This is a genomic window from Amycolatopsis orientalis (genome assembly GCF_000943515.2).
GTDB lineage: Bacteria > Actinomycetota > Actinomycetes > Mycobacteriales > Pseudonocardiaceae > Amycolatopsis > Amycolatopsis orientalis.
Genome location: NZ_CP016174.1, coordinates 5,114,679 through 5,137,799, shown reverse-complemented (window position 1 = coordinate 5,137,799; position 23,121 = coordinate 5,114,679). Strand labels below are relative to the sequence as shown.

Sequence of the window (23,121 nt, the reverse complement as noted above, 5' to 3'; positions counted from 1 at the left end):
GACAGTCCCGCGATCGGGTTCACGGGACTGTCGCGGTCCGACGTTTCGGGCTACCGTTGTTACCGAGCGTGAGTACGGTCGGTAACGGCGGTGGAGGTGCGGCGCGATGCGTTCGATGTGGAAGGGCTCGGTGTCGTTCGGGCTGGTGAGCATCCCGATCCAGCTCTACGCGGCCACCGAGAACAAGAACGTCTCGCTGCGCCAGGTGCACGAGGCCGACGGTGGCCGGATCCAGTACAAGCGGTTCTGCACGATCGACGGCGAGGAAGTGCCCTACGCCGAGATCGCCAAGGGCTACGAACTGCCCGACGGCGAGATGGTCGTGCTCACCGACGAGGACATGGCCGAACTGCCGCTGGCGTCGTCGCGCGCGATCGACGTGCTCGAGTTCGTGCCGCTGGAGTCCATCGACCCGATCCACTTCGACAAGACGTATTACCTCGAACCGCAGAAGAACGCCGTCAAGCCGTACGTCGTCCTGCGTGACGCGCTGCAGAAGGCGAGCCACGTGGCGATCGCGAAGGTCGCGATCCGGCAGCGGGAGACGCTCGCGATCCTGCGGGTGCACAGCGACGTCCTGATGATGACGACGATGTTGTGGCCCGACGAGGTCCGCGTCCCGGATTTCGGCTTCCTGCACGACGATCCGCCGCAGGTGCGGCCGCAGGAGCTGACGATGGCGGGCTCGCTGATCGACTCGCTCTCGGAACCGGTGTTCGAACACGAGAAGTACACCGACTCCTACCGTGAGGCGCTGGAGGCCATGATCGAGGCCAAGGCCGCGGGCAACCAGACGGCGAAACCGAAGGCCGTGGGCGCGAAGGCCGACGTCGTCGACCTCATGGAGGCCCTGCAGGCCAGCGTGAGCGAGGCCAAGAAGAGCCGGAAACCGGCGGCTTCGAGCGCCAAGAAGGCCACCGCGGCGAAGAAACCCGCCACGGGCAAGCGGACCCCGAAGAGCGCCTGACCCTCCTTTGTGGACAATGTGCCCGGTCTCACGCGACCGGGTTTCACGACACGCCGCCTCGCGCGGATGCCGGATTCTGTCGTGCCTTGGTGGTATCAAGGCAAACGAGGAGAACTTTTCCGGAGCGATCTTCGATGTGATCGCGGGAGGCGGCATGAGCATGGAGTGCGCGTTCTGCGCCGGCGGACTCGACCACTGCCACGGAACCCTGGTGGTCCACCTCGACGGTGGTTTCACCGAATGCAGCGAAGACGGCTGCGTCGACCTCGATTTCGCCCGGCACACGCTGACGATCGACTGTTTCGACGTCGACGGTGGTTGCACGTGTGCGGAGGTGGAGGCCCGGCTGTTGCTGCGGGCTTCCTGACCGGCGGCCGCTACACCAGTCCGCCCGGATCCGGGCGATCGGCACCGATTGCCACCCGAAGGTGTAAGCCTTCGTGTACATCGTGGCCGGAAATGTGTTAACTATGACGGGGTCCTCCGGCTCTCCCTCCCCCTCGGAGCCGGGGGACCCCTTCATGTCACGGTGCTTCCTTCGCGGTGTCGTGGATCGAAGCGCCGTCGCAGTCGCGCACCGCTTCCCAGACTCGGTCTCCGTCCGCGTAGTCGCTCGCGGGAAGCGTCCCCAGTGGACCGAGGATGTCGTCACCCGCTCCGGCCGCCGCGGCGGCCCGCAGGAGTTCGTCGCGTCCGCACGGGTACTTCGCCGCCGCCAAGTAGGGGCGGGGGTCCGGTCCGGCCATCGGCTCTCCCTCCTTCTCCTCGTCCACGATGGATTACCCGGTGGACGGGGGACGGAAACAGACCGGGCACCCGGCGTGAGGGGTACGCCGGGTGCCCGGTCTGTTTCAGTGCTGGTACCGGGGGCTCAGTACCAGGTTTGGCTCGGTGCTCAGTACCAGTGGGCGCGACCGCCGATGGCCTTCCCCGTGTTCCCGAGGACGGCCAGGATGATGCCGATGACCGCGAGCGCGATCCCGATCGAGTACAGGACGGGGATGCTGGCGATGACACCGATGACAATCAGGATGACGCCGAGAATGATCACGGGGCACCTTCTCCTTCGTAGTCGCCCGGCCGACTTGATGCCGGGGTGTGGCTACTTGGGGGATGCCCGTTCCACGCCCGGGGAAACAGGTCCATCCGGCCGTAGTTTTCACGCATTCGGCCTAACGGCCCGCCCGCTCGTGAGTGGTAATGACGGTTCTAACCGTCATTACCACTCACGAGGGTGCTCAGTAGCGGTAGTGGTCCAGCTTGTACGGGCCCTCGACGTCCACGCCGATGTACTCGGCCTGGCGCTTGGTGAGCTTCGTCAGCCGGACGCCCAGCGCGTCGAGGTGCAGGCGCGCCACCTTCTCGTCGAGGTGCTTCGGCAGGACGTGGACATCGGTGGCGTATTCGCCCTGCTTCGTGAACAGCTCGATCTGCGCGATCGTCTGGTTGGTGAAGGAGTTCGACATCACGAAGCTCGGGTGACCGGTCGCGTTCCCGAGGTTCATCAGCCTGCCCTCGGACAGCACGATGATCGAGTGCGCTTCGCGGTCATCGGTGGCGGGGAAGACCCACTCGTGCACCTGCGGCTTGATCTCGATCTTCTGGATGCCCGGCGTCTTCGCGAGTCCGGCCATGTCGATCTCGTTGTCGAAGTGCCCGACGTTCGCGACGATCGCGTTGTGCTTCATCTTGGCCATCTGGTCGGCCATGATGATGTCGAAGTTGCCGGTGGTGGTGATGAAGATGTCACCGCGCTCGACGACGTCGTCGAGTTCGACGACGTCGAGACCCTCCATCGCGGCCTGCAGCGCGCAGATCGGGTCGATCTCGGTGACGACCACGCGGGCGCCCTGGCCGCGCAGCGATTCCACCGCGCCCTTGCCGACGTCGCCGTAGCCGCAGACGACCGCGACCTTGCCCGCGATCATCACGTCGGTGCCGCGGTTGAGACCGTCGATGAGCGAGTGACGGATGCCGTACTTGTTGTCGAACTTCGACTTCGTCACCGAGTCGTTCACGTTCATCGCCGGGAACAGCAGCTCGCCTTCCTTGGCGAGCTTGTAGAGCCGCTTGACGCCGTTGGTGGTCTCCTCGGTGACGCCGCGGACCTCCTTGGCGATGCGGGTGAACCGGCCGGCGTCACGGGCGAGGCTCTCGCGCAGCGTCCGCAGCACGGAGTGGTATTCCTCGGGGTCCTCTTCGGTCGGCTGCGGGACGGCGCCCGCGGCCTCGAACTCGACGCCCTTGTGGATCAGCATGGTCGCGTCGCCGCCGTCGTCGAGGATCATGTTCGGGACGCGGCCGTCGCCGAAGTCGAAGAGCTGGTCGGTGCACCACCAGTACTCGGCGAGCGTCTCGCCCTTCCAGGCGAACACGGCCGAGCCCGAGGGGGCGTCGACGGTGCCGTCCGGGCCGACGACGACGGCCGCGGCCGCCTCGTCCTGCGTCGAGAAGATGTTGCAGGACACCCAGCGCACCTCGGCGCCCAGCGCGACGAGCGTCTCGATCAGCACGGCGGTCTGGACCGTCATGTGCAGCGATCCCGCGACCCGCGCGCCCTTCAGCGGCTGCGAGGCGGCGTATTCGCGGCGCAGCGCCATCAAACCGGGCATCTCGACCTCGGCGAGGCGCAGCTGCTTGCGACCGGCCTCGGCGAGGGAAAGGTCGGCGACGGCGAATTCGATCCCGTTGACCTTGGACAGGGTGGGGCTCACTGGGTCTCCAATCATCAAGTAAGGCAGGGTGAAGCGGTCCTTCTCGCCGATGGCGGGAAGGACGGAAGCAGCGCGGAGGTTCAGAACTCGGCCTCGACGGCCGGAAAAGTGTTGTCAGACAAAAAAGAGGCACCTCCGCAGTGGGAGGCGCCCTTACGTCTGTCACAGCGGGCCGAGCGTGGCGGAAGAAATTCCGTCGCAGCGCCTCTCGGCCCGAAACCAGAATGGCAAAACGCCGCGAGGGCTGTCAAGGCGACGCTGATCGCGCCGCCGCCGAGGAGAATTCGGCGCGGACACCCAGCAACCGGACCGGCCTGCCGAGGTCGAACATGCCGAGCACGGCCAGCGCCGCCTTCTCGATCTCGGCCGGGTCCGCGGTCGGCGCGGGCAGGGTCACGCTGTGGGTGTGGGTCAGGAACGGCGCGAACCGCACCTTGACCGCCACCCGGGCTGCGGGTCTTCCTTCCTCGGCGACGTCCTGGGAAACGCGTTTCGCCAGCGCGACGACCTCGGCGGCCATGGCCTCGGGGTCGGTCAGGTTCTGCTGGAACGTCGTCTCGCGGCTGCGGGACCGGGCCACGTACGGCGTCGCGGTGACTTCGGCGTCGCCGATCCCGCCGGCGAGGATCCGGTACCACGGGCCGAGCTTCGGGCCGAACCGCGCCGCGAGATCGGCCGCGTCGGCGCCCGCCAGCTCCAGCACGGTGTGATAGCCGGCCGCGGCGAGCTTCTTCGTGGTCTTGGCGCCGATGCCCCAGAGCGCGTCCGTCGGCTTCTCGGCCATGACGTCCCACCAGTTCTCCTGGACGAGACGGAAGATCCCGGCCGGTTTCGCGAATCCGGTGGCGAGTTTGGCGCGCAGCTTGTTGTCGCCGATGCCGACCGAGCAGGACAACCCGGTCTCCTCGGCCACCACCCGCCGGATATCGGCGGCGAGGGCTTCTGGATCGTCGGTGGTGACGCCGAGGAACGCCTCGTCCCAGCCGAGTACCTCGACGACCACCGGGAACTCCCGCAGGGTCGCCATCACCCGATCGGAGACTTCTTGGTAGGCGGGCGCGTCCGTCGCCAGGAAGATCGCGTCAGGACAGCGTTTCGCGGCGGTCCGCAACGGCATCCCGGACTGGATGCCGAACTCCCTCGCCTCGTACGACGCTGTCGCCACCACGGCTCGCTCGGCCGGATCGCCCGTGCCGCCGACGACCACGGGCTTGCCGCGCAGCTCAGGCCGCCGGGCGACCTCGACCGCCGCGATGAACTGGTCGAGGTCGACGTGGAGCACCCACTCCCGGACGGCCATGAAGCGAGCTTAGGACCGTTCGGCGATCTCGGCGCGCATGCGCTGCTCGTTCTCCTGCAGTTCCGGGGTGAAGGCCTCACCGAAATCTTCGGCTTCGAGGATCTTGCGGACCTCCAGGACGGTGGCGCCGTGCGGGGGAGTGGGACAGCGCTTCGCCCACTCGATCGCTTCGGCGCGCGACGGTACGTCGACGATCCAGAAGCCGCCGACGAGTTCCTTGGCTTCGGTGAACGGACCGTCGGTGACAGTGGCCCCGGCTGCGTTGAGCGTGACCCGCGCGCCCTTGGAACTCTCCTGCAGGCCTTCGCCGCCTACCAGCACCCCGGCGTCGAGCATCTCCTGATTGAACTTCGCCATGGCGGTCAAGGCCTCCATCGGCGGCATCTTCCCGGCCTCGGAATCCTCGTCCGCCTTGATGATGATCATGAACCGCATGGTCTTCCTCCCGGTGAACCGGACTTGACGCCCGGACTCTACCGGCGTGCGGGAAGACGATCAGTCACGTCCGAACCGGGACAGGTGGACGATCACGGCGCTGGTCACGGTGATCATCCCGATCAGCAGCAGGGCCGGGCTGTTCGTCACCATCCCCAGCAGCATCAGCAGCCCCGCGGTCAGGTCGAGGCCCAGCACGACCGCCAGCCGGAGCAGGGGAGGGCGTGCGGGCTTGCCGGATCGGAGCCGGGCGGCCAGTGCCGGCTCGGTGAGTTCGAACCAGCGCTCGATCTTCTCCAATTCCTGCCGATCGTGATGGCTCAGCATCGGTTGCTCCTTCGGCGCGCGCCCGCTCGACAACGAGGGAATACCCAGGACCAGGGCGGGGTAAGCATCGAACTTCACCCGGATTTTGTATAACGGCCTATACGTCTGGCGAATGGTGCGTTCGGCTGGATCGCGCTGGCCCATTCGGGGCCTCCGCACGCAGAAAGATCCTCAACGAAGACAAGGATCGGTAGTTTCCGTGATCACTACCGTAGGCGGCTCCATCTGGGAGGAAAGCGCACGATGACGATACCCACCGAACCGATCGGCAGCATTCCCCGTCCGGCGTACCTCCTCGAAGCTCTCGGTGAGCACGCGGCCGGACGGCTGGACGCCGACGGGCTCGATGAGGCGAAGGAAAAGGCTCTCGTGGAGACCATCAAGCGGTTGGAGGAGACCGGCTCCCCGGTCATCACCGATGGCGAGCAAGGCAAGCCGAGCTTCGCCACGTATCCCTTGGCAGGCTTGGATTCGCTCGCGCCGGACGGTGTCGTCATCCCCTTCGCCGACGGGCACACCCGGCAGCTTCCCCGGCTCACGGCCGGTCCGTTCCGTTACCAGACCCACGCCGCCTCTTATCTGCGCGAGGCCAAGAAGTATGCGACCAAGCCGGTCAAGCAGGCGGTGATCGCGGCTTCGGCGATCAGTCTCGTCTATTCCGGTGAGGAATTGGCCGGATACAGCAAGGAACAGTTCATCGCCGACCTGGTGAACGAAGCGGAGGCGGATATCCGCGGCAGTCTCGACGCGGGCGCGGACAGCGTTCAGATCGACTTCACCGAAGGCAGGCTGTCGCTGAAGCTCGACCCGTCCGGCGGGCTGTTGCAGTCCTTTGTGGACCTGAACAACTCCGTGCTGGAGCGGTTTTCCGAGGAGGAGCGCAAGAAGATCGGCGTGCACACCTGCCCCGGCGGGGATCAGGACTCGGTGCACAGCCTCGACGTCGACTACGCCGAACTGCTGCCGACGTTGTTCCAGCTGAAGGTGGGCAACGTCTACGTACAGCTGGCGAGCGAGGCGGATCCCGAGCGGGCGCTCGGCGTGATCGCCGCGCACTCCCGGCCGGAGCAGCGGGTCTTCGTCGGCGTGACCGATCCGATCGACCCGCGCGTCGAAACCGCCGAGGAGGTTCGGGACCGGGTGCTTCAGGCGGCGCGGTACATCCCGGCCGAACGGCTGGGCACCTGTGACGACTGCGGTTTCTCACCGTTCGCCGACGACACGTCGACGTCGCGGGAGATCGCGTTCGCCAAGATCGCCGCTCGTGTCGAGGGCACGCGTCTGGCCGCGGAATCCCTCTGACAGTAGGAGCCTCATCCGGCTCTTGACTGTGCGAGGGGTCGTGAGTGGCGATTCGGGTTAGAACCCGAATCGTAACTAGTCAGGTCCCGGTCACGTGGTGATCATGGTTCTGCGATGATCACCACGTGGCCGGGGGTGAGCGTCCGTCGTATGACGAGTTGGCTGCTCTGGTCGTGTCTCAGGCGGAGACGATCCGGGTGTTGCGGGCCGAGGTGGAGCGGTTGTCCGCGCGGGTCGGGGAGCTGGAACGGCAGCTGAAGACCACGTCGCGGAATTCGTCGAAACCGCCGTCGCAGGATGTGTATGTCAAGCCGGCGCCGAGGTCGTTGCGCCGGAAAACCGGTCGTGGGCAAGGGAAACAACCCGGGGCGCCGGGCGCGAGCCTGACACTGGTCGATAATCCCGGCACCGTGGTTGATCATGTTCCGTCGGCATGTGCGGGCTGCGGGACAGGGCTGTCGTGCCGTCCGGATGTGGGCGTGGTGCGCCGTCAGGTGCATGATCTGCCCGAGATCGTCCCGGTGGTGACCGAGCATCGTCTGTATCAACGTCGCTGCCGGTGCGGGGTGCTGACCACCGCGCCCGCCCCGGCCGAGGCCACCGCTGCGGCCTGCTATGGGCCGAATGTGACCGCGTTGGCCGCGTATCTGCTGACCTATCAGCATCTTCCGATCTCCCGTGCCGCTGAACTGCTGGCCGAGGTGACCGGTATGGCGGTGTCCACCGGCTGGGTCAGCTCGGTGCTGGGGCGTCTCGCGCCCGGGCTGGCCCCGTTCGTCGAGGCCGTTCAGGCAGCGATCGTGGCGGCGCCGTTGGCGCATTTCGACGAGACCGGTGTCCGGGTGCTCGGCAAGAACAGGTGGCTCCACTCGGCCAGCACGCTGTGGTTGACCGTCTATTTCCTGCATGACAAACGCGGCCGCGAAGCGATCGACGCGTTCGGGATCCTGAACGGCTTCGCCGGCATCGCGGTGCACGACGGCTACCACTCCTACCGCACCTACGACCTCACTCACGCCCTCTGCAACGCCCACCACCAGCGGGAGCTCCAAGCCGCGGCGGAGACCCATCCCGATCAGGCCTGGCCCACCGGGCTCAGTGATGTCCTCGACGAACTCAACGCCGCCGCCCACACCGCCCGTGACCTGGACCTGTCCGAGATCCCCGACGACGTCCTCACACCGATGACCGGCCGCTACGACACCCACGTCCGCACCGGCCTGGACCTGCATCCGCGCAACCAACGAGGCCACCCCAAAGGCGGAAGACCCACCCAATCCCAGGCCCGCCGCCTGCTCGAACGACTCGAGAAATACCGCGGCGACACCCTGCGGTTCGCGTTCGACCTGACCGTTCCCTTCACCAACAACCAGGCCGAACGCGACATCCGCATGACCAAAACCCAGCTCAAAATCACCGGCGGATGGCGCACCCACCACGGCGCCACCACCTGGCTCACCGTGCGCTCCTACATCTCCACCATCCGCAAACACGGCCTCAACACCCTCACCGCGCTCCGCGACGCCATCACCGGAAACCCCTGGCTACCAACCCGACCCGCAACCACCTGACTAGTAACCCCGAATCGCCACTCACGACCTGAGCCCCGCCACCGGTGAGCGCGGCGCCTCGGTCAGCTCTGGACGGCGACCCGGATGCCGAGCCCGACCAGCAAGGTGCCCATCACCGCGTCCATCGCGCGCCGCACCCGGCCGGCGGTGAAGAACCTCCGCAGCGAACCGACGAGCGTCGCCAGGACGAAGGTCCACACGACGGCCACCATGGTGGCCAGTCCCGCCAGTTGCAGGGTCTCCGCCGTCGTGGCCGAGTGGGGCAGGAACTGGGGCAGCAGCGCCAAGAAGAACACCGCGACCTTCGGGTTGAGCAGGTTGGTGAGCAGGCCGTGCCGGAACGCCGCCCGCGGCGCGACGACGGGCGTCACCTTGTCCTTGAGTTCGGCGTAGTCGCCGCGGCGCACGGCCAGCCACGCCTTGACGCCGAGGAAGATCAGGTAGGCGGCGCCGATCAGCTTCACCACGGTGAAGGCGATCGCCGACGCGGTGAGGATCGCGGCGACGCCGAGGGCGATCGCGACCACCCAGACGAAGACGCCGAGCGCGATGCCGAGTCCGGCGGCGATCCCGGCCTTGCGCCCGCCGAGGATCGCGCTGCGGGTCACCACCAGGAAATCCGGTCCGGGTGCCATCGCGCCGAGCAGGCAGACCAAGACGAAGGAGAGTGCGGTAGCCCCGGAGATCATCAGGCGATGCTATCCGGCTGGTCGATATCCCGGCTCATGACGGCTCCGGGGACGTCGACGCCGTCGGGCGTCGTCACCGTCACCCGTTCGACCTCGGTGAAGCCGAACGCCCGGTACAGCGGGACACCGGGCATGGTCGCGGTCAGCGTGAGCGAGGTGAATCCCTCGGCTTTCGCCGCGAGGCGGCACGATTCGAGGATCGCGCGGCCGAGCCCGCGCCGCGTCCAGTCGCCGCGGACGAACATGGCGCGGATCCGCGCGGGCTCGGTGGCCGGGTCGAGCGGGCGGTCGTCGTCCGCCGCGTCGCCGGCGCCGGCGTGCGTCTTGTTGCGCCTGCTCCAGCCCCCGCAGGCGACGATCTCGCCGTCCGCCTCGTGCACGAAGTAGGTGCCGTCTTCGATCAGCCGCAGATCGAGATGCGCGATGTGCTCCGCCGCGCTCGCGGTCTGGCGGTCGTCGTAGAATCGGGGGAACAACTCCAGCACCGAAGCCCGCATCAGCGCGGCGATGGCGGGCGCGTCGGCGAGCGTGGCCGTCCGCTGCGGTGGCGTCTCCTTCGTCATGCGCGGAAGATAACCAACAACGCCCGCCGCGCCTACCGGATAATCGCGTGGTGATCACCGACGACGGCCGCGAACTCTGGACCTCGGCGACCGGCCGGGGCGAGCCGATCCTGTGCTGTCACGGCGGCCCGGGGCTGTGGGACATGTTCGGCACCCTCGATCTCGGCTCGCGGTTCCGCCTGATCCGGTGGGACCAGCGCGGTGCCGGACGATCGGAACCGTCCGGCCCGTACACCCTCGGGCGGATGGTGGCCGACGTCGACGCCGTCCGCGAGGGACACGGGCTCGATCGCGTCCCGGTGCTCGGGCATTCGTGGGGTGCGCAGCTGGGTCTCCTCTACGCCCTCGCGTATCCCGAGCGGGTGAGCGCGCTCGTCTATGTGTCGGGTGTCGGCCTCGGTCACGACTGGCGCCCGGAGTTCAAGCGGAACTTCGAACGGGCTCTCGGGGACCGGCGCGCGCGATGGGCCGAGCTGCGCGAGAAGGATCGCGATGAGGCCGAAGAGCGGGAACTCGCGGTGCTGCAATGGACCGCGGACTTCGTGGCGGACGGCGACCGCCACGCCGAGGCGATGGCGACGCCCTGGTTCCCGGTCAACTACGAGGCGAACGCAGCGTTGAGCGAGGAAATGCGGGCGACGCCGGAGCGGGAACTGGTCGAAGCGTGCCGGGCGCTCACTGTGCCGGTGCTGATCATCGACGGGGCGGCGGACATCCGGCCACGATGGGCTGTCGACTCGCTGGAGCGGGCCCTGCCCTCGGTGACCAGGGTGCGGTTGCCCGGCGTCGGCCATGTGCCGTGGCTGGAGGAGCCGGACGCGTTCCGGGCCGCCGTACTCGATTTCCTGCCCGGCTCGTGAGTGGTGATGACGGTTCCAACCGTCATCACCACTCACGAGCGCTCAGGCATTGGTGATCGGCTGCTGCAGTTCGGTGACCCACTGGTCGCCGTCGGCCGGGCAGTCGAGGTAGTACTCCCGTGCGGGCCCGCTCGCGCGGTATCCGTGCGCGTCGACCCATTTCGCCAGTGCCTGGTAACTGGCGAGCACGTTCTCGATCGCGCCCCGGTGCAGGATCGTCGCCGCGGCCGGGACTTCGGCGAGGCTCACCGTCGAGAACCCTTCGCTGCCGTCGGTTTCGGCCGAGATCGGGGCGGCGGCGTGGATCAGCACCTTCTCCCCGGAGGGGTCGTCCTCGTAGTAGGCGATCAACGGCCCCGACGGGGTGATCGGCCCGAGCGCGCCGAACAGCTCCCGGTAGAGCCGCTGCACCACCGGACCGATCTCCTCGTTGACGTATCCGCTCACCGTGCCGGTCAGCTCGGCGACCCGCACCGCGGGAAGGCTCTTGACGACGACGTCTTCGGAAGGCATGACTCCCTCGCTTTCGATCGACCGGAGCCTCGCCTCGACGGCCCTGAGCCGCATCTCGTCGGCCGCGATGGCCGCTTCGAGTTCGGCCCGCCGGAGCCGCAGCATTCCGCGCAGCTCGTCCACGCCGATCTCGGCGTCGAGGATCTCCTGTACCTGGGTGAGCGTGAAACCGAGATCCTTGAGCGCGATCACCCGGTTGAGCCGGGCCAGCTGATCGCCGGTGTAGAACCGGTAGCCGCTGAACGGGTCGACGTGAGCGGGCCGCAGCAGCCCGATGGCGTCGTAGTGACGCAGCATCCGGACCGACACCCGGCCGTGTTTGGCGAAGTCTCCGATACTGAACATGAGGTCTCCCAGCAGACAGCCTGACACGGTGTCACGGTCAAGCGATCAGCGCACGAGCCGGAAGAACGACCGCACCTCCTCGGTGAAGACAGCCGGCTGTTCGAAGGCGGCGAAATGCCCGCCCCGCTCGAGTTCGTTCCAGTACCGGATGTCGGTGAAGCGGCGTTCGGCCCAGCGCCGGGACGGACGCGGGGTCTCGCGCGGGAAGATCGAGCAGCCGGTCGGCACGGCGATCTTGTCCACGGTGGACTCGGAGAACCAGCTCGACACCTCGCCGAAACTCTCCCAGTACAACCGGGCGGACGAGGCGCCGGTGCCGGTCAGCCAGTAGAGCGTGATGTCGTCGAGCATCGCGTCCCGGCTCAGGGCATTCTCCGGATGGCCGTCGCAATCGGTCCACGCCTGGAACTTTTCGAGGATCCACGCGCACAGCGCCACCGGTGAGTCCGTCAGCGCGTAGCCGATCGTCTGCGGCCGGGTCGCCTGCTGGTTCGCGTAGCCGGAACCGTCCACTTTGGCGTGTTCGAGATCGGCGAGCGACTTCCGCTCGAACTCGGTCAGATCGTCGAACGTCGCCGGATCCGGTGCCGCGAGCGGCGGGTTGAGGTGGATCCCGGCGAGGCGTTCGGGAGCGGTCCGTCCCATGAGCGTGGTGATGCTCGTGCCCCAGTCACCGCCCTGCGCGCCGAAGCGTTCGTAGCCGAGGCCGGTCATCAGGCGGATCCACGCGTCGGCGATGCGCTGGATCGACCAGCCGGTCTTGGCCGGCTTGTCACTGAAGCCGTAACCGGGCAGGGACGGGACGACGACGTGGAAGGCGTCGGCCGCGTCGCCGCCGTGGGCGACCGGATCGGTGAGCGGGCCCAGGACGTCGAGGAATTCGAAGACCGAACCCGGCCAGCCGTGCGTGAGGATCAGCGGCAGCGCGCCGGGATGCGGGGAGCGGGCGTGCAGGTAGTGGATGCCGAGGCCGTCGATCTCGGTCCGGAACTGGGGGATCGCGTTGAGCCGGGACTCCGCGGCACGCCAGTCGTAGGTCTCCGCCCAGTACGCGCAGAGTTCGCGCAGGTAGGCGGCGGGAACCCCTTGCGACCAGTCGTCGACGGTCTCGTCCTCGGGCCAGCGGGTACGGCGGAGCCGGTCGCGGAGGTCTTCGAGTTCGGCCTCCGGGACCCGGGCTCGGAAGGGCGTCGTGTCCATGGCGGTCGACGGTAACGAGGGGGTCCGACAATTCGTGGATTCAGCTCTCTCCGGGCCGGAGGCCGTTGACCGAGGCCAGATCAGCGGGCTATTCTCGATATACGAAAGAAAGTTTCCGCATAGCGAAATAACTGAGGTTTCGATGGCTGATCTTGCCGGTTCGCGTCATGCGCTGCCCTACGTGCTGAACCTGTCGATGGTCTTCACCGAGTTGCCGCTCCTCGAACGCGCGGAGGCGGCGCGCGCGGCGGGGTTCACCGCGGTCGAGTACTGGTGGCCGTTCGAGACGGCGGTGCCGGACCCCGCCGACGTCGACGCGTTCGTCGCGTCGGTCGAGAAGGCCGGTGTCGCGGTGACGGGGCTGAACTTCTTCCCCGGCGACGTGGCGGGCGGGGACCGGGGCCTGGTCACCTGGACCGGGCGCGAGAAGGAGTTCGCCCACAGCGTCGCTTCCGCGATCGAGCTGGGTGAGCGGCTCGGCTGCCGCCGGTTCAACGCGCTCTACGGCAACCGGATCGACGGCGCCGACCCGGCCGGGCAGGACAAGCTCGGACTGGAGAACTTGGCGCTCGCCTCGGACGCCGCCGCGCGGGTCGATGCGGAGATCGTCCTGGAGCCGTTGTCGGGGGCGGGAAAATACCCGCTCAAGACCGCGGCCGACGTGCTGAAGGTGCTCGACGAACTCGGGCGGGACAACGTGAAGCTGCTGGCCGACCTGTACCACCTGGCGGTCAACGGTGACGACCTCGACAAGGTCGTGTCCGTCCACACCGGACGGATCGGTCATGTGCAGATCGCCGATGCCCCAGGGCGGCACCAGCCGGGGACCGGAACGCTGGACATCGAGGGATACCTGGAAAAGCTGCAGACGGCGGGCTACCGCGGGCAGGTCGGCGTGGAGTACAAGCCCGACGGGCCGAGCGCGGATTCGCTGTCGTGGCTGCCTTTCGAACGAAGGGGACTGGCATGACCAAGCTGGGATTCATCGGTCTGGGGATCATGGGCGGGCCGATGGCGGGACATCTCGCCGCCGCCGGGCACGAAGTGAGCGGATTCGACACGAACGCCGACGCGCTCGCCCGGCTGGAAGCCGTGGGCGGCCGGGCGGCCACCGGGGTGACGGACGCCGTCTCGGGCGCTGAAGTCGTCATCACCATGCTGCCGAACCACCCTCAGGTCGAGGCCGTCGTGCTCGCGGCGGGCGGGGTGCTGGAATCGGCGAAACCGGGGACCCTGCTGATCGACATGAGCACCATCCGGCCCGAGACCTCCATCGAGGTGGCCGAACGGGCGGGCGAGCGGGAGATCCGGGTGCTGGACGCGCCCGTTTCCGGCGGTCAGACCGGTGCCCAGCAGGCCTCACTGTCCATTATGGTCGGTGGGGAGGACGACGACTTCGCGGCCGCGCTCCCGATCCTGGAGGCCGTCGGCAAGACGATCGTCCATGTCGGTCCGCACGGTGCCGGGCAGGTGGTGAAAGCCGCCAACCAGCTGGTGGTCGGCGGGACGTACGGGCTGATCGCCGAAGCCATCGTGCTGCTCGAAGCCTCGGGCGTCGACGCCGGTGTCGGACTGGACGTGCTGGCGGGCGGCCTGGCAGGCAGCCGGATCCTCGAACTCAAGCGGAAGTCCATGGTGGCGCGGGAATTCGCGCCGGGGTTCCGGATCGATCTGCACCACAAGGACATGGGCATCGCGCTCGCCGCCGCCAGGCAGGCCGACGTCGCGCTGCCGATCACCGGGCTGGTCGCCCAGCTCATCGCCGCCGGACGGGCGATGGGCCACGGCTCGCTCGATCACTCCGCCCTCCTGAAGGTCGTCGAAGCGCTGTCCGGCGCGGAAAGCAAGGAGTGACGCATGCCCAGAATCCCCGCCATGCAGGCCGTCGTCGACGTCCTGGTCAGTGAGGGCGTCGACACCGCGTTCGGCTGCCCCGGCGCCGCGATCCTCCCGCTGTACCAAGCGATGCAGGGCAGCGGCATCGAGCATCTGATCGTGCGCCACGAAGAGGGCGCGACCCATATGGCCGACGGCTGGGCAAGGACCACGGGCAACGTCGGCGTCGCGATCGGCACCTCCGGGCCCGCCGGGACGAACATGATCACCGGGCTCTACACCGCTCAGGCCGACTCGATCCCGATCATCTGCATCACCGGGCAGGCCGACTCGCGGAAGCTGCACACCGAGGCGTTCCAGGCCGTCGACATCGTCGAGATCGCGAAGCCGGTGACCAAATGGGCGGTGCAGGTCAAGGAGGCCGCGCAGCTGCCCTGGGTGTTCCGCGAGGCGTTCCGCGTCGCCCGGTCCGGCCGCCCCGGCCCGGTGCTGATCGACCTGCCGATCGACGTCCAGCGCCACGACATCGAGTGGGACTCCAGCATCGACTCGCCGCTGCCGGTCACCACGGTGACGCCGTCGCCAGCCCGGGTCGAGCGGGCGCTCGATCTGCTGCTGGCCGCGGAACGGCCGCTGATCCTCGCCGGCGGCGGCGTGGTGCTCGGTGGCGCGAGTGACCGGCTGCGGACCGCGGCCGAACTGCTCGGCGTGCCGGTCGGCGTGACGTTGATGGGCAAGGGGACCTTCCCCGAGGACCACGAACTGTTCGCCGGGATGGCGGGGATCCAGACGTCGCAGCGGTGGGCGAACGCGGCCTTCCTCGAAGCGGACCTGGTGCTCGCGCTCGGTGCCCGGTTCGGTGACCGGCACACCGGTGACCTGGAGGTCTACCGCGGCGGCCGGAAGTTCATCCACGTCGACATCGAGCCCACCCAGCTGGGCAAGGTGTTCGGGCCGGACCTCGGGATCGTGTCCGACACGGGCGCGTTCCTGGACGCGCTGATCGAGGCCGCGTCGAAACGTTCCCCGGCGAGGGATCGGGCGTGGCCGCGGCGGATCGGCGAACTCAAGCAGAGCCTGCCGAGGCGCGAGGACTTCGACGACACGCCGATCAAGGCACCGCGCGTGTTCAAGGAGATCAACGAGTTCTACGGCGAGGACGCCTACTTCGTCACCGCGATCGGGCTGTACCAGATCTGGTCCGGGCAGTTCCAGCGCGCGCACAAGCCCCGCCACTACCAGGTGTGCGGCCAGGCGGGTCCGCTCGGCTGGGAGATCCCGGCGGCGATCGGCGTCAAGAAGGCGAAACCGGAGGCGGAGGTCGTCGGCGTCGTCGGGGACTACTCGTTCCAGTTCCTGGTGGAGGAGCTGGCGGTGGCCGCGCAGTACGACGTCGGGTTCGTGCTGATCATGCTCAACAACGAATACCTCGGGCTCATCCGGCAGGCCGAGACCGGCTACGAGATGAACTTCGAGGTCGACATCCACTACGACAAGATCGGCACGGACAACGTGAAGGTCATGGAGGCCTACGGCTGCTCCGGGACCCGCGTCACCGAACCGGGCGAGATCCGGGCGTCGCTGGAATGGGCGCGCAAGGAGGCCGAGCGCACCTCGCGGCCGGTGCTGGTGGAGATCATGATCGAACGGGAAGGGAACGCCGCGATGGGCAAGGCGCTCGACAGCGTCGTCGAGTTCGAGCCGATCGCGGGCTGAGGAAATGAGCTGAACGGGACTTTCCTGGCGAATTTCGCCAGGAAAGTCCCGTTCAGCTCATCCGGTGCTACGCCTTGCCCTGGTCGTTGCTCAACCACTTCTCCGGCCGGACGCGGACCAGGACGGAGTTGTCGCTGAGGGCGCCATCGACGTACTTCGCACCTTCGTCGCCGGGCAGGTAGCGCTGCGCGATCTTCAGCGCCTGCTCACGGGTGGGCGGCGTGTCGTTGGCGATGACCGGCCCCTCGGCCGTGACGTACTTGTACGGCAGGGTCTCCGACTGCGCGACCAGGCTCAGCCTGCCCGCCTTCTTGATCGCCTTGTCCTTGACCGAACCGGCGTCCATCCAGATCAGGAGCTCCCCGCCGGGCTCGTAGTCGTACCAGACCGGCACGGCCAGCGGAGCCCGTCCTTCCCGTTCCACGGCCAGGACCCCGATGTGGACCTCGCTCAGGAAGGCTTCCCGTTCCTCGGCGGTCATGACGAAAGACGACATCCGTGTCCCACTTCTCTCGGCTCGATGATCTACGAGAGAAGGTAACGCGGAACACGTTCAGGACATTCCGGGCACGACGAGGCTCGCATCCAGAGGACTGAACGCGAGGTTACGGCGTAGGCGAAGCGGAGCTGGTCGGCGTCGCGTCACCGGTGTTCCCCGCCGGGGTCGAAGACGGCGGCGGAGTGGTCGTGGTGCTCGACGGCGGAGGAGTCGACGACGGCGGAGTGCTCGAAGGCGGCGTCGACGAGGGCGGCGTGGAGGAGGGCGGCGTGGGCGAAGGCGGAGTGCTGGTCGGCTTCGACGGCGACGTGCTCGTGGGAGGTACGGGGCTGCTCGGCGGGAACGACGAGCCGGGCAGCGGGTTCGGCGGCGGCGTGGTCGTGCCGGGCGGGGGAGTGCCGGGCAGGGTCGGGACCGGCAGCTGCCCGCCGGGGGTGTCGGCGGCGACGTTCGAGGAATCGGGAGCGCCGACCGGGACCTGGCTGTCCGGCAGCGTGGCGACACCGCCGCGGTAGGCGACCGCCCAGCGGATCACGGTGTCCACATAGGACAGTGAGTGGTTGTAGCGGTACACGGCCACGCGCTGGGTCTGCTCGGAGGTCAGGTCGACGCCGCCGGAGCAGAGGTAGCGGCCCGAACCCAGGGTCGCGTCGTAGATGTTGTTCGGGTTCGACTCGCCGTCGCCGTTCCCGTCGGAGGCGTAGCCCTTCCACGTGGACGGGATGAACTGCGTCGGGCCGACGGCGCGGTCCCAGGCCGTGTCGCCGTCGTACTTTCCGCCGTCGGTGTCCGGGATGGCCGCGAACGGACCGGCGCCGTTGAGCTGCGGGCCGAGGATCGGTTCGAGCGTGTTGCCCTTGGCGTCGACGTAGCCACCGCGCGCGTGGTTGGACTCGATGCGGCCGATGCTGGCGATCAGGGCCCAGTCGATGTGACAGCCCGGCAGTTCCTTGGCGAGGATGTCCGCCGCGTTCCGGTACGCCTTCATCATGCTGGCGGGGATCCCGAGCGCACCCGACGGTGCGAACGAGCCGCCGACGTTGCCCGTGCCGCCGGGGACGGTCAGCGGATCCGGGTTGGGCGGTTCGGGGAGACTGCCGTCGACCGCGATCTCCGGGACGACGCCGGCCGGCGGCTGCCAGTGCGCCGCCTGGTTCTGCGGCGCGGTGTCCTTCGCCGCGGCGATCGGGGTGTCGGGACCGGCCGACGCGGTGACCGCGGGCAGGACGGCGAGCGCCCCGCCGGCGAGCGCGAAGGCCGTCCGGTGCCGGGCGGACAACCTGTCCGTCTGTCGAGGGCGGTGCTTCGGCATGTTTTCTCCCGCTAGGTCGACTCCGGGCAAAACTATCCGATACAACCGAATTTCGGGGGCGACACAACGAAAAACCTGCCGGGCCGCTGGGATTTCGTCCGCCCGGCACAAGACCTTCGTAGTGAAGTTGTCAATTTCACGCTGAGTTCACCGAAATCCCAGCAGAATCCTCCGGCCGCTCCGAGGACTGGTCTGAACCGCGTGCAAAGAAGCCTTTGCACAATCTTCTTTGCACGGCTACCTTGGTGGCATGACCGGTCCACCGCCGCCCGAAGAGATCACCGATCCCGCCGTCCTGAAGGCGGTGATGCATCCGTTGCGCAGGCGGATCATGGAAGCGCTGGGCCGGGGGCCCGCGACGGCGACGAAACTGGCCAAGGAACTGGGGGAGAGTTCGGGCGCGACCAGCTACCACCTGCGAGAACTGGCGAAATACCACTTCGTCGACGAGGCGCCGGAACTCGCGCACGGCAAGGAACGCTGGTGGCGCGCGAGGCCGCGCGACATCCGCTGGCCCCGGCACAGCGAGCAGAGCGAAGAGATGCGCGCGGTGTTCGACGAGGCGCAGCGCGCCGCGTTCACCGAAGACCTCGAACAGCTGGCGCGTTTCCTCGAACGCCGCGGTGAGCTGGGTGAATGGGGTGACGCGCTGGTGTTCTCCCGGGGCGCGGTGCACGTGGACATCGAGGAGCTCGCGCAGTTCTGGGAGGACTATCTCGAGCTGCTGCGCCGCTATTGGCGGCCGGAGCCCGGCCCGGACGCGCGGAAGGTGTTCGTGCGCTGGATCGCGTTCCCGGATCCAGGCGGGAAGGAAGGTGAGCGGGGGAACTGAAAAGCAGGTGGGAGAGCGGCCACTCGACCACCTCTGATCGCGTCACCACGCCGGACGGCGTGTCTTCACGAACGACTCCACAGACAAGGGGGAGCAGCATGCTGCTCTGGAAAAGAACGGGGGCCATCGGTGCGGCGATCGCGGCCGTCATGGCGGTGTCCTCGCCGATCCCCGCCGCGGCTTCCGCCGGTGACGTCTCGTTCACCAGCCACGGCGTCACCCTGCACGGAACGGTGGTCGCGCCGGAAGGGGGCGGTGCGGCGCCGGGGATCGTCATGGTGCACGGCTCGGGCGAACACGACCGGGACGACTACCGAGCCGAAGCCGAGGCGTTCGCCAAAGCGGGGATCGCCACGTTGATCTACGACAAGCGGACCGCGGGTTATTCACTGTTCGAGCGGGATTACTCGGTCCTGGCCGACGACGCGCTCGCCGCCGTCCAGGCTCTGCGCTCGCGGCCGGGCGTGGACCCGGCCCGCGTCGGGGTGTGGGGTTTGAGCGAAGGGGGCTGGGTCGCGCCGTTGGCGGCGTCGAAGTCCGAGGACGTCGCCTTCGTGGTCACCATTGGGGCGAACGGGGTCTCACCAGACCGTCAGCAGTCCTGGGCCTTCGAGACCTACCTACGGCGAGGCGGCGTCACCGGCTCGATGGTGGACATGGTCTCTTCGACGAACATGCGGACCCTCGCGGGTGCCGGGGTGTTCCCCGAAGCCGGGTACGACCCCGTGCCGGTACTGGAGAAGGTGCGGCAACCGGTGCTCGGGATGTGGGGCGAACTGGACCGGCTCACCCCGCCCGGCGAAGCGGTGCGGATCTTCCGGGAAACCTTGGAGCGCACGGGGAACCGGCAGTACACGCTGAAGGTGTTCCCCCAGGCCCAGCACGCCCTCAGGCCGACGACCGACGGCTTCGACAAGCTCGACGGATTCGCCCCCGGCTATCTCGATCTCGTCGGGACCTGGGTGAACGGCCTGAAGGACGGGCCCGTCCGGCCGTCCGCGGATCCGCCGCCGGTGCAGGCGAGCCAGAGTGCCGCCCTGGCGCCGCTTGCCTGGTATGAGACACCGTGGTCGCAGATCGCGGTGTGGGCGCTGGCGCTGCTCGCGTTCGCGGCCTATCCGGTGACGGCGTTGTTCCGCCGCCGTCGTGGCGGGACCGTGCCGCTCGCCAAGCCGGCGTGCTGGCTGGCGTCGACCGGTTTGCTCGCCACGGTGGGATTCCTCGTCTACTACGTCGTGTTGACGACGGGGGCGGCGATGGCGCCTGGACCTGTCCTGTTAGGACGGACGCTGCCGTGGCTCGCGCTGCAGCTGATCGCCGTCGGCGTCGTCGCCGCCGGTGTGGTGACCGCGGTTTCGTGGTGGCGGGCCAAGGGCGGCGGGGGCATCCGGGTCGGCCTGCTGCTGGCCGGAGCCGTCCTGTTCATCCCGTGGGCCGTCCATTGGGGACTGCTGGTGCCGTGAGGTGAGCCTGGGTGCCGGGCGGCCACCCGGCACCCAGGCGAGCGGAAGCGCGTCACCACGCCCGAGGGCGTGTCTTCACGAACGGACTTCCGCCTCAGAAGATACTCAGGACTTCGGCGTGACAGCGAACCGGCGCAGTTCCAAGGCCGGGTTCTTGGCGCGGACCTCGGAAACCCGTTCGGCCGAAAGCTCGGCGGCGGCGGTGCCCGTGCGTTCGCCGACGGAGGCGAGCACGACGCCCATCGGGTCGACGATCATGCTGTGCCCCGCCCCGGTCGGCGCCGCCTGTCCCGCCGCGACGAGATAGATCGTGTTCTCGATCGCCCGCGCCCGGACCAGGGTGGTCCAGTGGTCCTCCTTGAGCGGGCCGGGCATCCATTCGGCCGGGAGCAGCACCGCGTCCGCGCCCGCGTCGACCAGCCGCCGGGTGACCTCCGGGAAGCGCAGGTCGTAACAGGTCTGCAAGCCGAACACGAACCCGTCCGCTTCGAAGGTCTCCGGTGTTTCGATGTCACCGGGCCGGACGAGTTCCGATTCGCGGAAACCGAAGGCGTCGTACAGGTGCAGTTTGCGGTAGAGGGCGGCGATCGCCCCGTCGGGACCGGCCGCGACGAGCGTGTTCGAGATCCGGTCGCCACCGGGGAGGGCTTCGTTGATGCCCGCGACGACGGTGATCTGGCGGTCCTTCGCGAGGCCGCGGAGTTCGGTGACGAACGGGCCGTCGAGTTCTTCGGCCGAGGTCACGAATTCCCGGCTCATCGTCGGTACGGTGAACAGCGAGTACTCGGGCAGCACGACCACCCGCGCCCCGCGGTCGGCCGCTTCACCGACGAGGGAGGCGACGCGTGCGAGGTTGGCCTGTTTGTCGTTGCCGGGCGCGAACTGCGCCACCGCGACGTGCACCATGGGACCCCTTCCAAGACGTGGAACTCTTGTATACATGATGGATACTTGACTGGTCCAGGTGTAGGCTCTGTCGCGGACAGTAACCGGCATAGAGGGGGACGGGATGACTGCGACCGCCGAAGGGGGCGGCCCGGCGCGCGAACGGGTCTATACGTGGCTGCGCGACGGAATCATCTCAGGCGAGCTGGAAGGCGGCCGCTTCCTCGACGAGATGTGGGTTTCCGGCGTGGTCGGCGTTTCGCGGACGCCGGTACGCGAGGCGTTCCACCGCCTGGCCGCCGAACGGTTCATCAGTCTCCTGCCGCGCAAGGGCGCGCAGGTGCGCACGGTCACCGCGCGGGAGCTGGAAGAGGTCTACCAGAGCAGGCGGCTCATCGAAGGCCACGCCATCGCGGCGCTCTGCGCGAACCGCGCCGGGGCGCCCGCCGAACTGCCGGAACTCATCGAAGCGATGGTGCGCGCCGGTGCCGAACACGACTGGTTCGCCGTCTCGGGGTTCGACCGCCGCTTCCATCGCGCCATCGTGAACGCCGCCGGCAACTCGGTGCTGACCGAGTTGTACGACACGCTCCGCTCGCGGCAGCAACGGGTCACGGTCCGCGCGCTGGAGGCCCGGCCTGAGAGGCTGACGGTGATCAACGCGGAACACCGGGAACTGGTCGCCGCCTTGAACGACCACGACGCGAAAGAGGCGTCGCGGTTGCTGGAGGAGCATTTGCGCCCGGTCTCGGAAGTGATGTCCGTACTGCCTCAGGAGGGCTGATCGCGATGGGACTCGAGAAGGTCACCGGAGCCATGCGTGACAATCTCACCGTCCGGCGCGTCTACGGCGAACCCGTGGAGAAGGACGGCGTCGTCATGATCCCCGCCGCGAGCGTCATCGGCGGCGGAGGCGGCGGACACGGCACCGAACAGGGCAAGGAAGGCGAGGGCGGCGGCTTCATCCTGGCCGCGCGCCCCGTCGGCGCGTACGTGCTCAAGGGCGGGGACGTGCGCTGGGTGCCCGCCGTGGACGTCACCTTCCTCGGCGCGGTCTTCGCGATCATGGTCGCGTCGATCCACCGGGCCCGGCGACGGCGATCCCGGCAAGGATGAGATCGACCCCGGCCAGGAACTGTTCCCGGTCGTCGTGATCACGGGCCTCTCCGGCGATGGACCGGAGGAAGGGGTACTCGCCGGGGTCGAGTTCTTCCCACGCGTTCGCCGCGGCGCGGAGGAATTCGGCGCGGTCCACGCCGGATCCGAGCACCCGGGAGTTCGCGGCGTTCTGGGCCGCGGCGCCGAAGATGTAGTGCACCAGTGCCGAGGTCGCGGTGAACCAGGTGTCCTGGGGGACGCCCAGCGCGCTGACCCGCTGTCCGACGCTTTCGAAGATCCGCGGCGTCACCGAGCCCCAGGGGCTGCGGGAGAGCTGAAGGGCGAGTTGCGGGGAAAGCCACGGGTGCCGCTCGATTGCCTCGAACAGGCCCAGCGCGACGGCGCGGATCTCGTCCTCGGGCGAGCTTCCGACCGCTTCGGTGGTCAATGCGCCCGCGATGACGGAGTCGGTCGCGGCGGCGAGCAGTTCGCCCTTGTTCGCCACATGCCAGTAGATCGCTCCGGGGCCGGTGGCGAGGCGTTCGGTCAACGTCCGGAAGGTGAGCCCGCGTTCGCCGTCCGCGTCGAGCAGCGCGACGGCGGCCTCGACGATGCGCTCGCGGCTCAGTGCCTCCGCGCGGGTCCGGGATGCCATGCCGCCATCCTGGCAGAGCGCCGATCCGCGCCGAGCGGA

The 23,121-nt window shown here is 68.3% G+C and carries 26 protein-coding genes; 12 read left to right on the top strand and 14 right to left on the bottom strand.

Translation table 11 applies throughout. From position 1 onward, the window contains the following. Positions 1-106 precede the first annotated feature (106 nt). On the top strand, positions 107-967 hold the full coding sequence (gene ku, locus SD37_RS22480; RefSeq protein ID WP_044855023.1) for a non-homologous end joining protein Ku: 861 nt from the start codon (positions 107-109) through the stop codon (positions 965-967). Positions 968-1,121: 154 nt separating this feature from the next. Further along, a complete protein-coding gene (locus SD37_RS22475; RefSeq protein ID WP_083255298.1) occupies positions 1,122-1,334 on the top strand; it encodes a hypothetical protein in 213 nt (70 codons plus the stop codon). Positions 1,335-1,491: 157 nt separating this feature from the next. Here the strand turns inward: SD37_RS22475 and SD37_RS22470 are convergent, their stop codons facing one another. The 6 genes from SD37_RS22470 to SD37_RS22450 form a co-directional block, all read right to left on the bottom strand. Beyond that, positions 1,492-1,713: a DUF2795 domain-containing protein gene (locus tag SD37_RS22470; protein ID WP_044855090.1), complete on the bottom strand. Its 222-nt coding sequence runs from the start codon at positions 1,711-1,713 to the stop codon at positions 1,492-1,494. Positions 1,714-1,862: 149 nt separating this feature from the next. Further along, a complete protein-coding gene (locus tag SD37_RS43210) occupies positions 1,863-2,018 on the bottom strand; it encodes a DUF6131 family protein (protein ID WP_005159014.1) in 156 nt (51 codons plus the stop codon). A 187-nt stretch (positions 2,019-2,205) separates the two neighbouring features. Next, the gene (gene ahcY, locus SD37_RS22465) at positions 2,206-3,681 is read right to left on the bottom strand and encodes an adenosylhomocysteinase (RefSeq protein WP_044855024.1); all 1,476 of its coding nucleotides are present in this window, start codon (positions 3,679-3,681) and stop codon (positions 2,206-2,208) included. Between the two features lie 247 nt (positions 3,682-3,928). Next, a complete protein-coding gene (locus SD37_RS22460) occupies positions 3,929-4,981 on the bottom strand; it encodes a DNA polymerase IV (RefSeq protein ID WP_044855025.1) in 1,053 nt (350 codons plus the stop codon). 9 nt (positions 4,982-4,990) lie between these two features. Continuing rightward, a complete protein-coding gene (locus SD37_RS22455; protein ID WP_044855026.1) occupies positions 4,991-5,416 on the bottom strand; it encodes a YciI family protein in 426 nt (141 codons plus the stop codon). Between the two features lie 60 nt (positions 5,417-5,476). Further along, positions 5,477-5,743: a DUF3040 domain-containing protein gene (locus SD37_RS22450; protein ID WP_044855027.1), complete on the bottom strand. Its 267-nt coding sequence runs from the start codon at positions 5,741-5,743 to the stop codon at positions 5,477-5,479. A gap of 243 nt (positions 5,744-5,986) precedes the next feature. Here SD37_RS22450 and SD37_RS22445 point away from each other — a divergent pair, with 243 nt between their 5' ends. Together SD37_RS22445 and tnpC are read left to right on the top strand one after the other, a co-directional pair. Beyond that, a complete protein-coding gene (locus SD37_RS22445; protein WP_044855028.1) occupies positions 5,987-7,045 on the top strand; it encodes a cobalamin-independent methionine synthase II family protein in 1,059 nt (352 codons plus the stop codon). A gap of 125 nt (positions 7,046-7,170) precedes the next feature. Further along, positions 7,171-8,616 carry an IS66 family transposase gene (gene tnpC / locus SD37_RS22440; protein ID WP_083254876.1) on the top strand — a complete coding sequence of 482 codons (1,446 nt, stop codon included), beginning with the start codon at positions 7,171-7,173 and terminating at the stop codon, positions 8,614-8,616. Positions 8,617-8,678: 62 nt separating this feature from the next. Here tnpC and SD37_RS22435 read toward each other — a convergent pair whose 3' ends face one another. Together SD37_RS22435 and SD37_RS22430 are read right to left on the bottom strand one after the other, a co-directional pair. Continuing rightward, positions 8,679-9,305 (bottom strand): LysE family translocator, encoded by a 627-nt coding sequence (locus tag SD37_RS22435; RefSeq protein WP_044852042.1) that lies wholly within the window; start codon positions 9,303-9,305, stop codon positions 8,679-8,681. Further along, on the bottom strand, positions 9,305-9,868 hold the full coding sequence (locus tag SD37_RS22430; RefSeq protein ID WP_044852041.1) for a GNAT family N-acetyltransferase: 564 nt from the start codon (positions 9,866-9,868) through the stop codon (positions 9,305-9,307). Before SD37_RS22430 ends, SD37_RS22435 begins: the two co-directional genes overlap by 1 nt. A gap of 50 nt (positions 9,869-9,918) precedes the next feature. Between SD37_RS22430 and SD37_RS22425 the strand changes: the two genes are divergently transcribed. Further along, the gene (locus tag SD37_RS22425) at positions 9,919-10,728 is read left to right on the top strand and encodes an alpha/beta fold hydrolase (RefSeq protein WP_044852043.1); all 810 of its coding nucleotides are present in this window, start codon (positions 9,919-9,921) and stop codon (positions 10,726-10,728) included. Positions 10,729-10,770: 42 nt separating this feature from the next. On the opposite strand, the gene SD37_RS22420 is transcribed toward SD37_RS22425, so the two are convergent. Both SD37_RS22420 and SD37_RS22415 read right to left on the bottom strand, forming a co-directional pair. Next, positions 10,771-11,586 carry a MerR family transcriptional regulator gene (locus SD37_RS22420; RefSeq protein WP_044852040.1) on the bottom strand — a complete coding sequence of 272 codons (816 nt, stop codon included), beginning with the start codon at positions 11,584-11,586 and terminating at the stop codon, positions 10,771-10,773. A gap of 45 nt (positions 11,587-11,631) precedes the next feature. After that, positions 11,632-12,786 (bottom strand): epoxide hydrolase family protein, encoded by a 1,155-nt coding sequence (locus SD37_RS22415; protein ID WP_044852039.1) that lies wholly within the window; start codon positions 12,784-12,786, stop codon positions 11,632-11,634. Between the two features lie 142 nt (positions 12,787-12,928). Between SD37_RS22415 and SD37_RS22410 the strand changes: the two genes are divergently transcribed. The 3 genes from SD37_RS22410 to gcl are packed head-to-tail and all read left to right on the top strand — an operon-like array spanning position 12,929 to position 16,338. Then, complete coding sequence (locus SD37_RS22410) at positions 12,929-13,756, top strand: hydroxypyruvate isomerase family protein (RefSeq protein ID WP_044852038.1); 828 nt, start codon at positions 12,929-12,931, stop codon at positions 13,754-13,756. Next, a complete protein-coding gene (locus tag SD37_RS22405) occupies positions 13,753-14,640 on the top strand; it encodes a 2-hydroxy-3-oxopropionate reductase (protein ID WP_044852037.1) in 888 nt (295 codons plus the stop codon). Before SD37_RS22410 ends, SD37_RS22405 begins: the two co-directional genes overlap by 4 nt. 3 nt (positions 14,641-14,643) lie before the next feature. Further along, a complete protein-coding gene (gene gcl, locus SD37_RS22400) occupies positions 14,644-16,338 on the top strand; it encodes a glyoxylate carboligase (protein ID WP_083255045.1) in 1,695 nt (564 codons plus the stop codon). 67 nt (positions 16,339-16,405) lie between these two features. On the opposite strand, the gene SD37_RS22395 is transcribed toward gcl, so the two are convergent. Both SD37_RS22395 and SD37_RS22390 read right to left on the bottom strand, forming a co-directional pair. Then, complete coding sequence (locus SD37_RS22395; protein WP_044852035.1) at positions 16,406-16,834, bottom strand: pyridoxamine 5'-phosphate oxidase family protein; 429 nt, start codon at positions 16,832-16,834, stop codon at positions 16,406-16,408. Positions 16,835-16,943: 109 nt separating this feature from the next. After that, the gene (locus SD37_RS22390; RefSeq protein ID WP_044852034.1) at positions 16,944-18,149 is read right to left on the bottom strand and encodes a lytic transglycosylase domain-containing protein; all 1,206 of its coding nucleotides are present in this window, start codon (positions 18,147-18,149) and stop codon (positions 16,944-16,946) included. A gap of 250 nt (positions 18,150-18,399) precedes the next feature. On the opposite strand from SD37_RS22390, the gene SD37_RS22385 reads away from it, so the two are divergent. Both SD37_RS22385 and SD37_RS22380 read left to right on the top strand, forming a co-directional pair. Beyond that, positions 18,400-18,981 carry an ArsR/SmtB family transcription factor gene (locus tag SD37_RS22385; protein ID WP_044852033.1) on the top strand — a complete coding sequence of 194 codons (582 nt, stop codon included), beginning with the start codon at positions 18,400-18,402 and terminating at the stop codon, positions 18,979-18,981. Between the two features lie 98 nt (positions 18,982-19,079). Beyond that, positions 19,080-20,444, top strand: a complete 1,365-nt coding sequence (locus tag SD37_RS22380) for an alpha/beta hydrolase family protein (RefSeq protein WP_044852032.1) — start codon at positions 19,080-19,082, stop codon at positions 20,442-20,444. A 105-nt stretch (positions 20,445-20,549) separates the two neighbouring features. Here the strand turns inward: SD37_RS22380 and SD37_RS22375 are convergent, their stop codons facing one another. Next, positions 20,550-21,350 carry a carbon-nitrogen hydrolase family protein gene (locus SD37_RS22375; protein ID WP_065912929.1) on the bottom strand — a complete coding sequence of 267 codons (801 nt, stop codon included), beginning with the start codon at positions 21,348-21,350 and terminating at the stop codon, positions 20,550-20,552. Positions 21,351-21,453: 103 nt separating this feature from the next. Here SD37_RS22375 and SD37_RS22370 point away from each other — a divergent pair, with 103 nt between their 5' ends. Together SD37_RS22370 and SD37_RS22365 are read left to right on the top strand one after the other, a co-directional pair. Then, positions 21,454-22,113: a GntR family transcriptional regulator gene (locus SD37_RS22370; RefSeq protein WP_037304983.1), complete on the top strand. Its 660-nt coding sequence runs from the start codon at positions 21,454-21,456 to the stop codon at positions 22,111-22,113. A 5-nt stretch (positions 22,114-22,118) separates the two neighbouring features. Further along, the gene (locus tag SD37_RS22365) at positions 22,119-22,445 is read left to right on the top strand and encodes a sporulation protein (protein ID WP_044852030.1); all 327 of its coding nucleotides are present in this window, start codon (positions 22,119-22,121) and stop codon (positions 22,443-22,445) included. Here SD37_RS22365 and SD37_RS22360 read toward each other — a convergent pair. After that, positions 22,393-23,082 (bottom strand): TetR/AcrR family transcriptional regulator, encoded by a 690-nt coding sequence (locus tag SD37_RS22360; protein ID WP_044852029.1) that lies wholly within the window; start codon positions 23,080-23,082, stop codon positions 22,393-22,395. The genes SD37_RS22365 and SD37_RS22360 overlap by 53 nt on opposite strands. Between the last annotated feature and the right edge of the window lie 39 nt (positions 23,083-23,121).

What these genes read in the sequence shown, in the direction of transcription:
- SD37_RS22395 (WP_044852035.1), bottom strand. Translation starts at nt 16,834, where the DNA reads ATGTCGTCTTTCGTCATGACCGCCGAGGAACGGGAAGCCTTCCTGAGC.
- SD37_RS22385 (WP_044852033.1), top strand. Translation starts at nt 18,400, where the DNA reads ATGACCGGTCCACCGCCGCCCGAAGAGATCACCGATCCCGCCGTCCTG.
- SD37_RS22360 (WP_044852029.1), bottom strand. Translation starts at nt 23,082, where the DNA reads ATGGCATCCCGGACCCGCGCGGAGGCACTGAGCCGCGAGCGCATCGTC.
- SD37_RS22405 (WP_044852037.1), top strand. Translation starts at nt 13,753, where the DNA reads ATGACCAAGCTGGGATTCATCGGTCTGGGGATCATGGGCGGGCCGATG.
- SD37_RS22430 (WP_044852041.1), bottom strand. Translation starts at nt 9,868, where the DNA reads ATGACGAAGGAGACGCCACCGCAGCGGACGGCCACGCTCGCCGACGCG.
- SD37_RS22365 (WP_044852030.1), top strand. Translation starts at nt 22,119, where the DNA reads ATGGGACTCGAGAAGGTCACCGGAGCCATGCGTGACAATCTCACCGTC.
- ku (WP_044855023.1), top strand. Translation starts at nt 107, where the DNA reads ATGCGTTCGATGTGGAAGGGCTCGGTGTCGTTCGGGCTGGTGAGCATC.
- SD37_RS22470 (WP_044855090.1), bottom strand. Translation starts at nt 1,713, where the DNA reads ATGGCCGGACCGGACCCCCGCCCCTACTTGGCGGCGGCGAAGTACCCG.
- SD37_RS22435 (WP_044852042.1), bottom strand. Translation starts at nt 9,305, where the DNA reads ATGATCTCCGGGGCTACCGCACTCTCCTTCGTCTTGGTCTGCCTGCTC.
- SD37_RS22475 (WP_083255298.1), top strand. Translation starts at nt 1,122, where the DNA reads ATGAGCATGGAGTGCGCGTTCTGCGCCGGCGGACTCGACCACTGCCAC.
- SD37_RS22445 (WP_044855028.1), top strand. Translation starts at nt 5,987, where the DNA reads ATGACGATACCCACCGAACCGATCGGCAGCATTCCCCGTCCGGCGTAC.
- SD37_RS22375 (WP_065912929.1), bottom strand. Translation starts at nt 21,350, where the DNA reads ATGGTGCACGTCGCGGTGGCGCAGTTCGCGCCCGGCAACGACAAACAG.
- SD37_RS22420 (WP_044852040.1), bottom strand. Translation starts at nt 11,586, where the DNA reads ATGTTCAGTATCGGAGACTTCGCCAAACACGGCCGGGTGTCGGTCCGG.
- SD37_RS22415 (WP_044852039.1), bottom strand. Translation starts at nt 12,786, where the DNA reads ATGGACACGACGCCCTTCCGAGCCCGGGTCCCGGAGGCCGAACTCGAA.
- SD37_RS22450 (WP_044855027.1), bottom strand. Translation starts at nt 5,743, where the DNA reads ATGCTGAGCCATCACGATCGGCAGGAATTGGAGAAGATCGAGCGCTGG.
- gcl (WP_083255045.1), top strand. Translation starts at nt 14,644, where the DNA reads ATGCCCAGAATCCCCGCCATGCAGGCCGTCGTCGACGTCCTGGTCAGT.
- SD37_RS22380 (WP_044852032.1), top strand. Translation starts at nt 19,080, where the DNA reads ATGCTGCTCTGGAAAAGAACGGGGGCCATCGGTGCGGCGATCGCGGCC.
- SD37_RS22370 (WP_037304983.1), top strand. Translation starts at nt 21,454, where the DNA reads ATGACTGCGACCGCCGAAGGGGGCGGCCCGGCGCGCGAACGGGTCTAT.
- SD37_RS22390 (WP_044852034.1), bottom strand. Translation starts at nt 18,149, where the DNA reads ATGCCGAAGCACCGCCCTCGACAGACGGACAGGTTGTCCGCCCGGCAC.
- SD37_RS22460 (WP_044855025.1), bottom strand. Translation starts at nt 4,981, where the DNA reads ATGGCCGTCCGGGAGTGGGTGCTCCACGTCGACCTCGACCAGTTCATC.
- SD37_RS22410 (WP_044852038.1), top strand. Translation starts at nt 12,929, where the DNA reads ATGGCTGATCTTGCCGGTTCGCGTCATGCGCTGCCCTACGTGCTGAAC.
- SD37_RS22455 (WP_044855026.1), bottom strand. Translation starts at nt 5,416, where the DNA reads ATGCGGTTCATGATCATCATCAAGGCGGACGAGGATTCCGAGGCCGGG.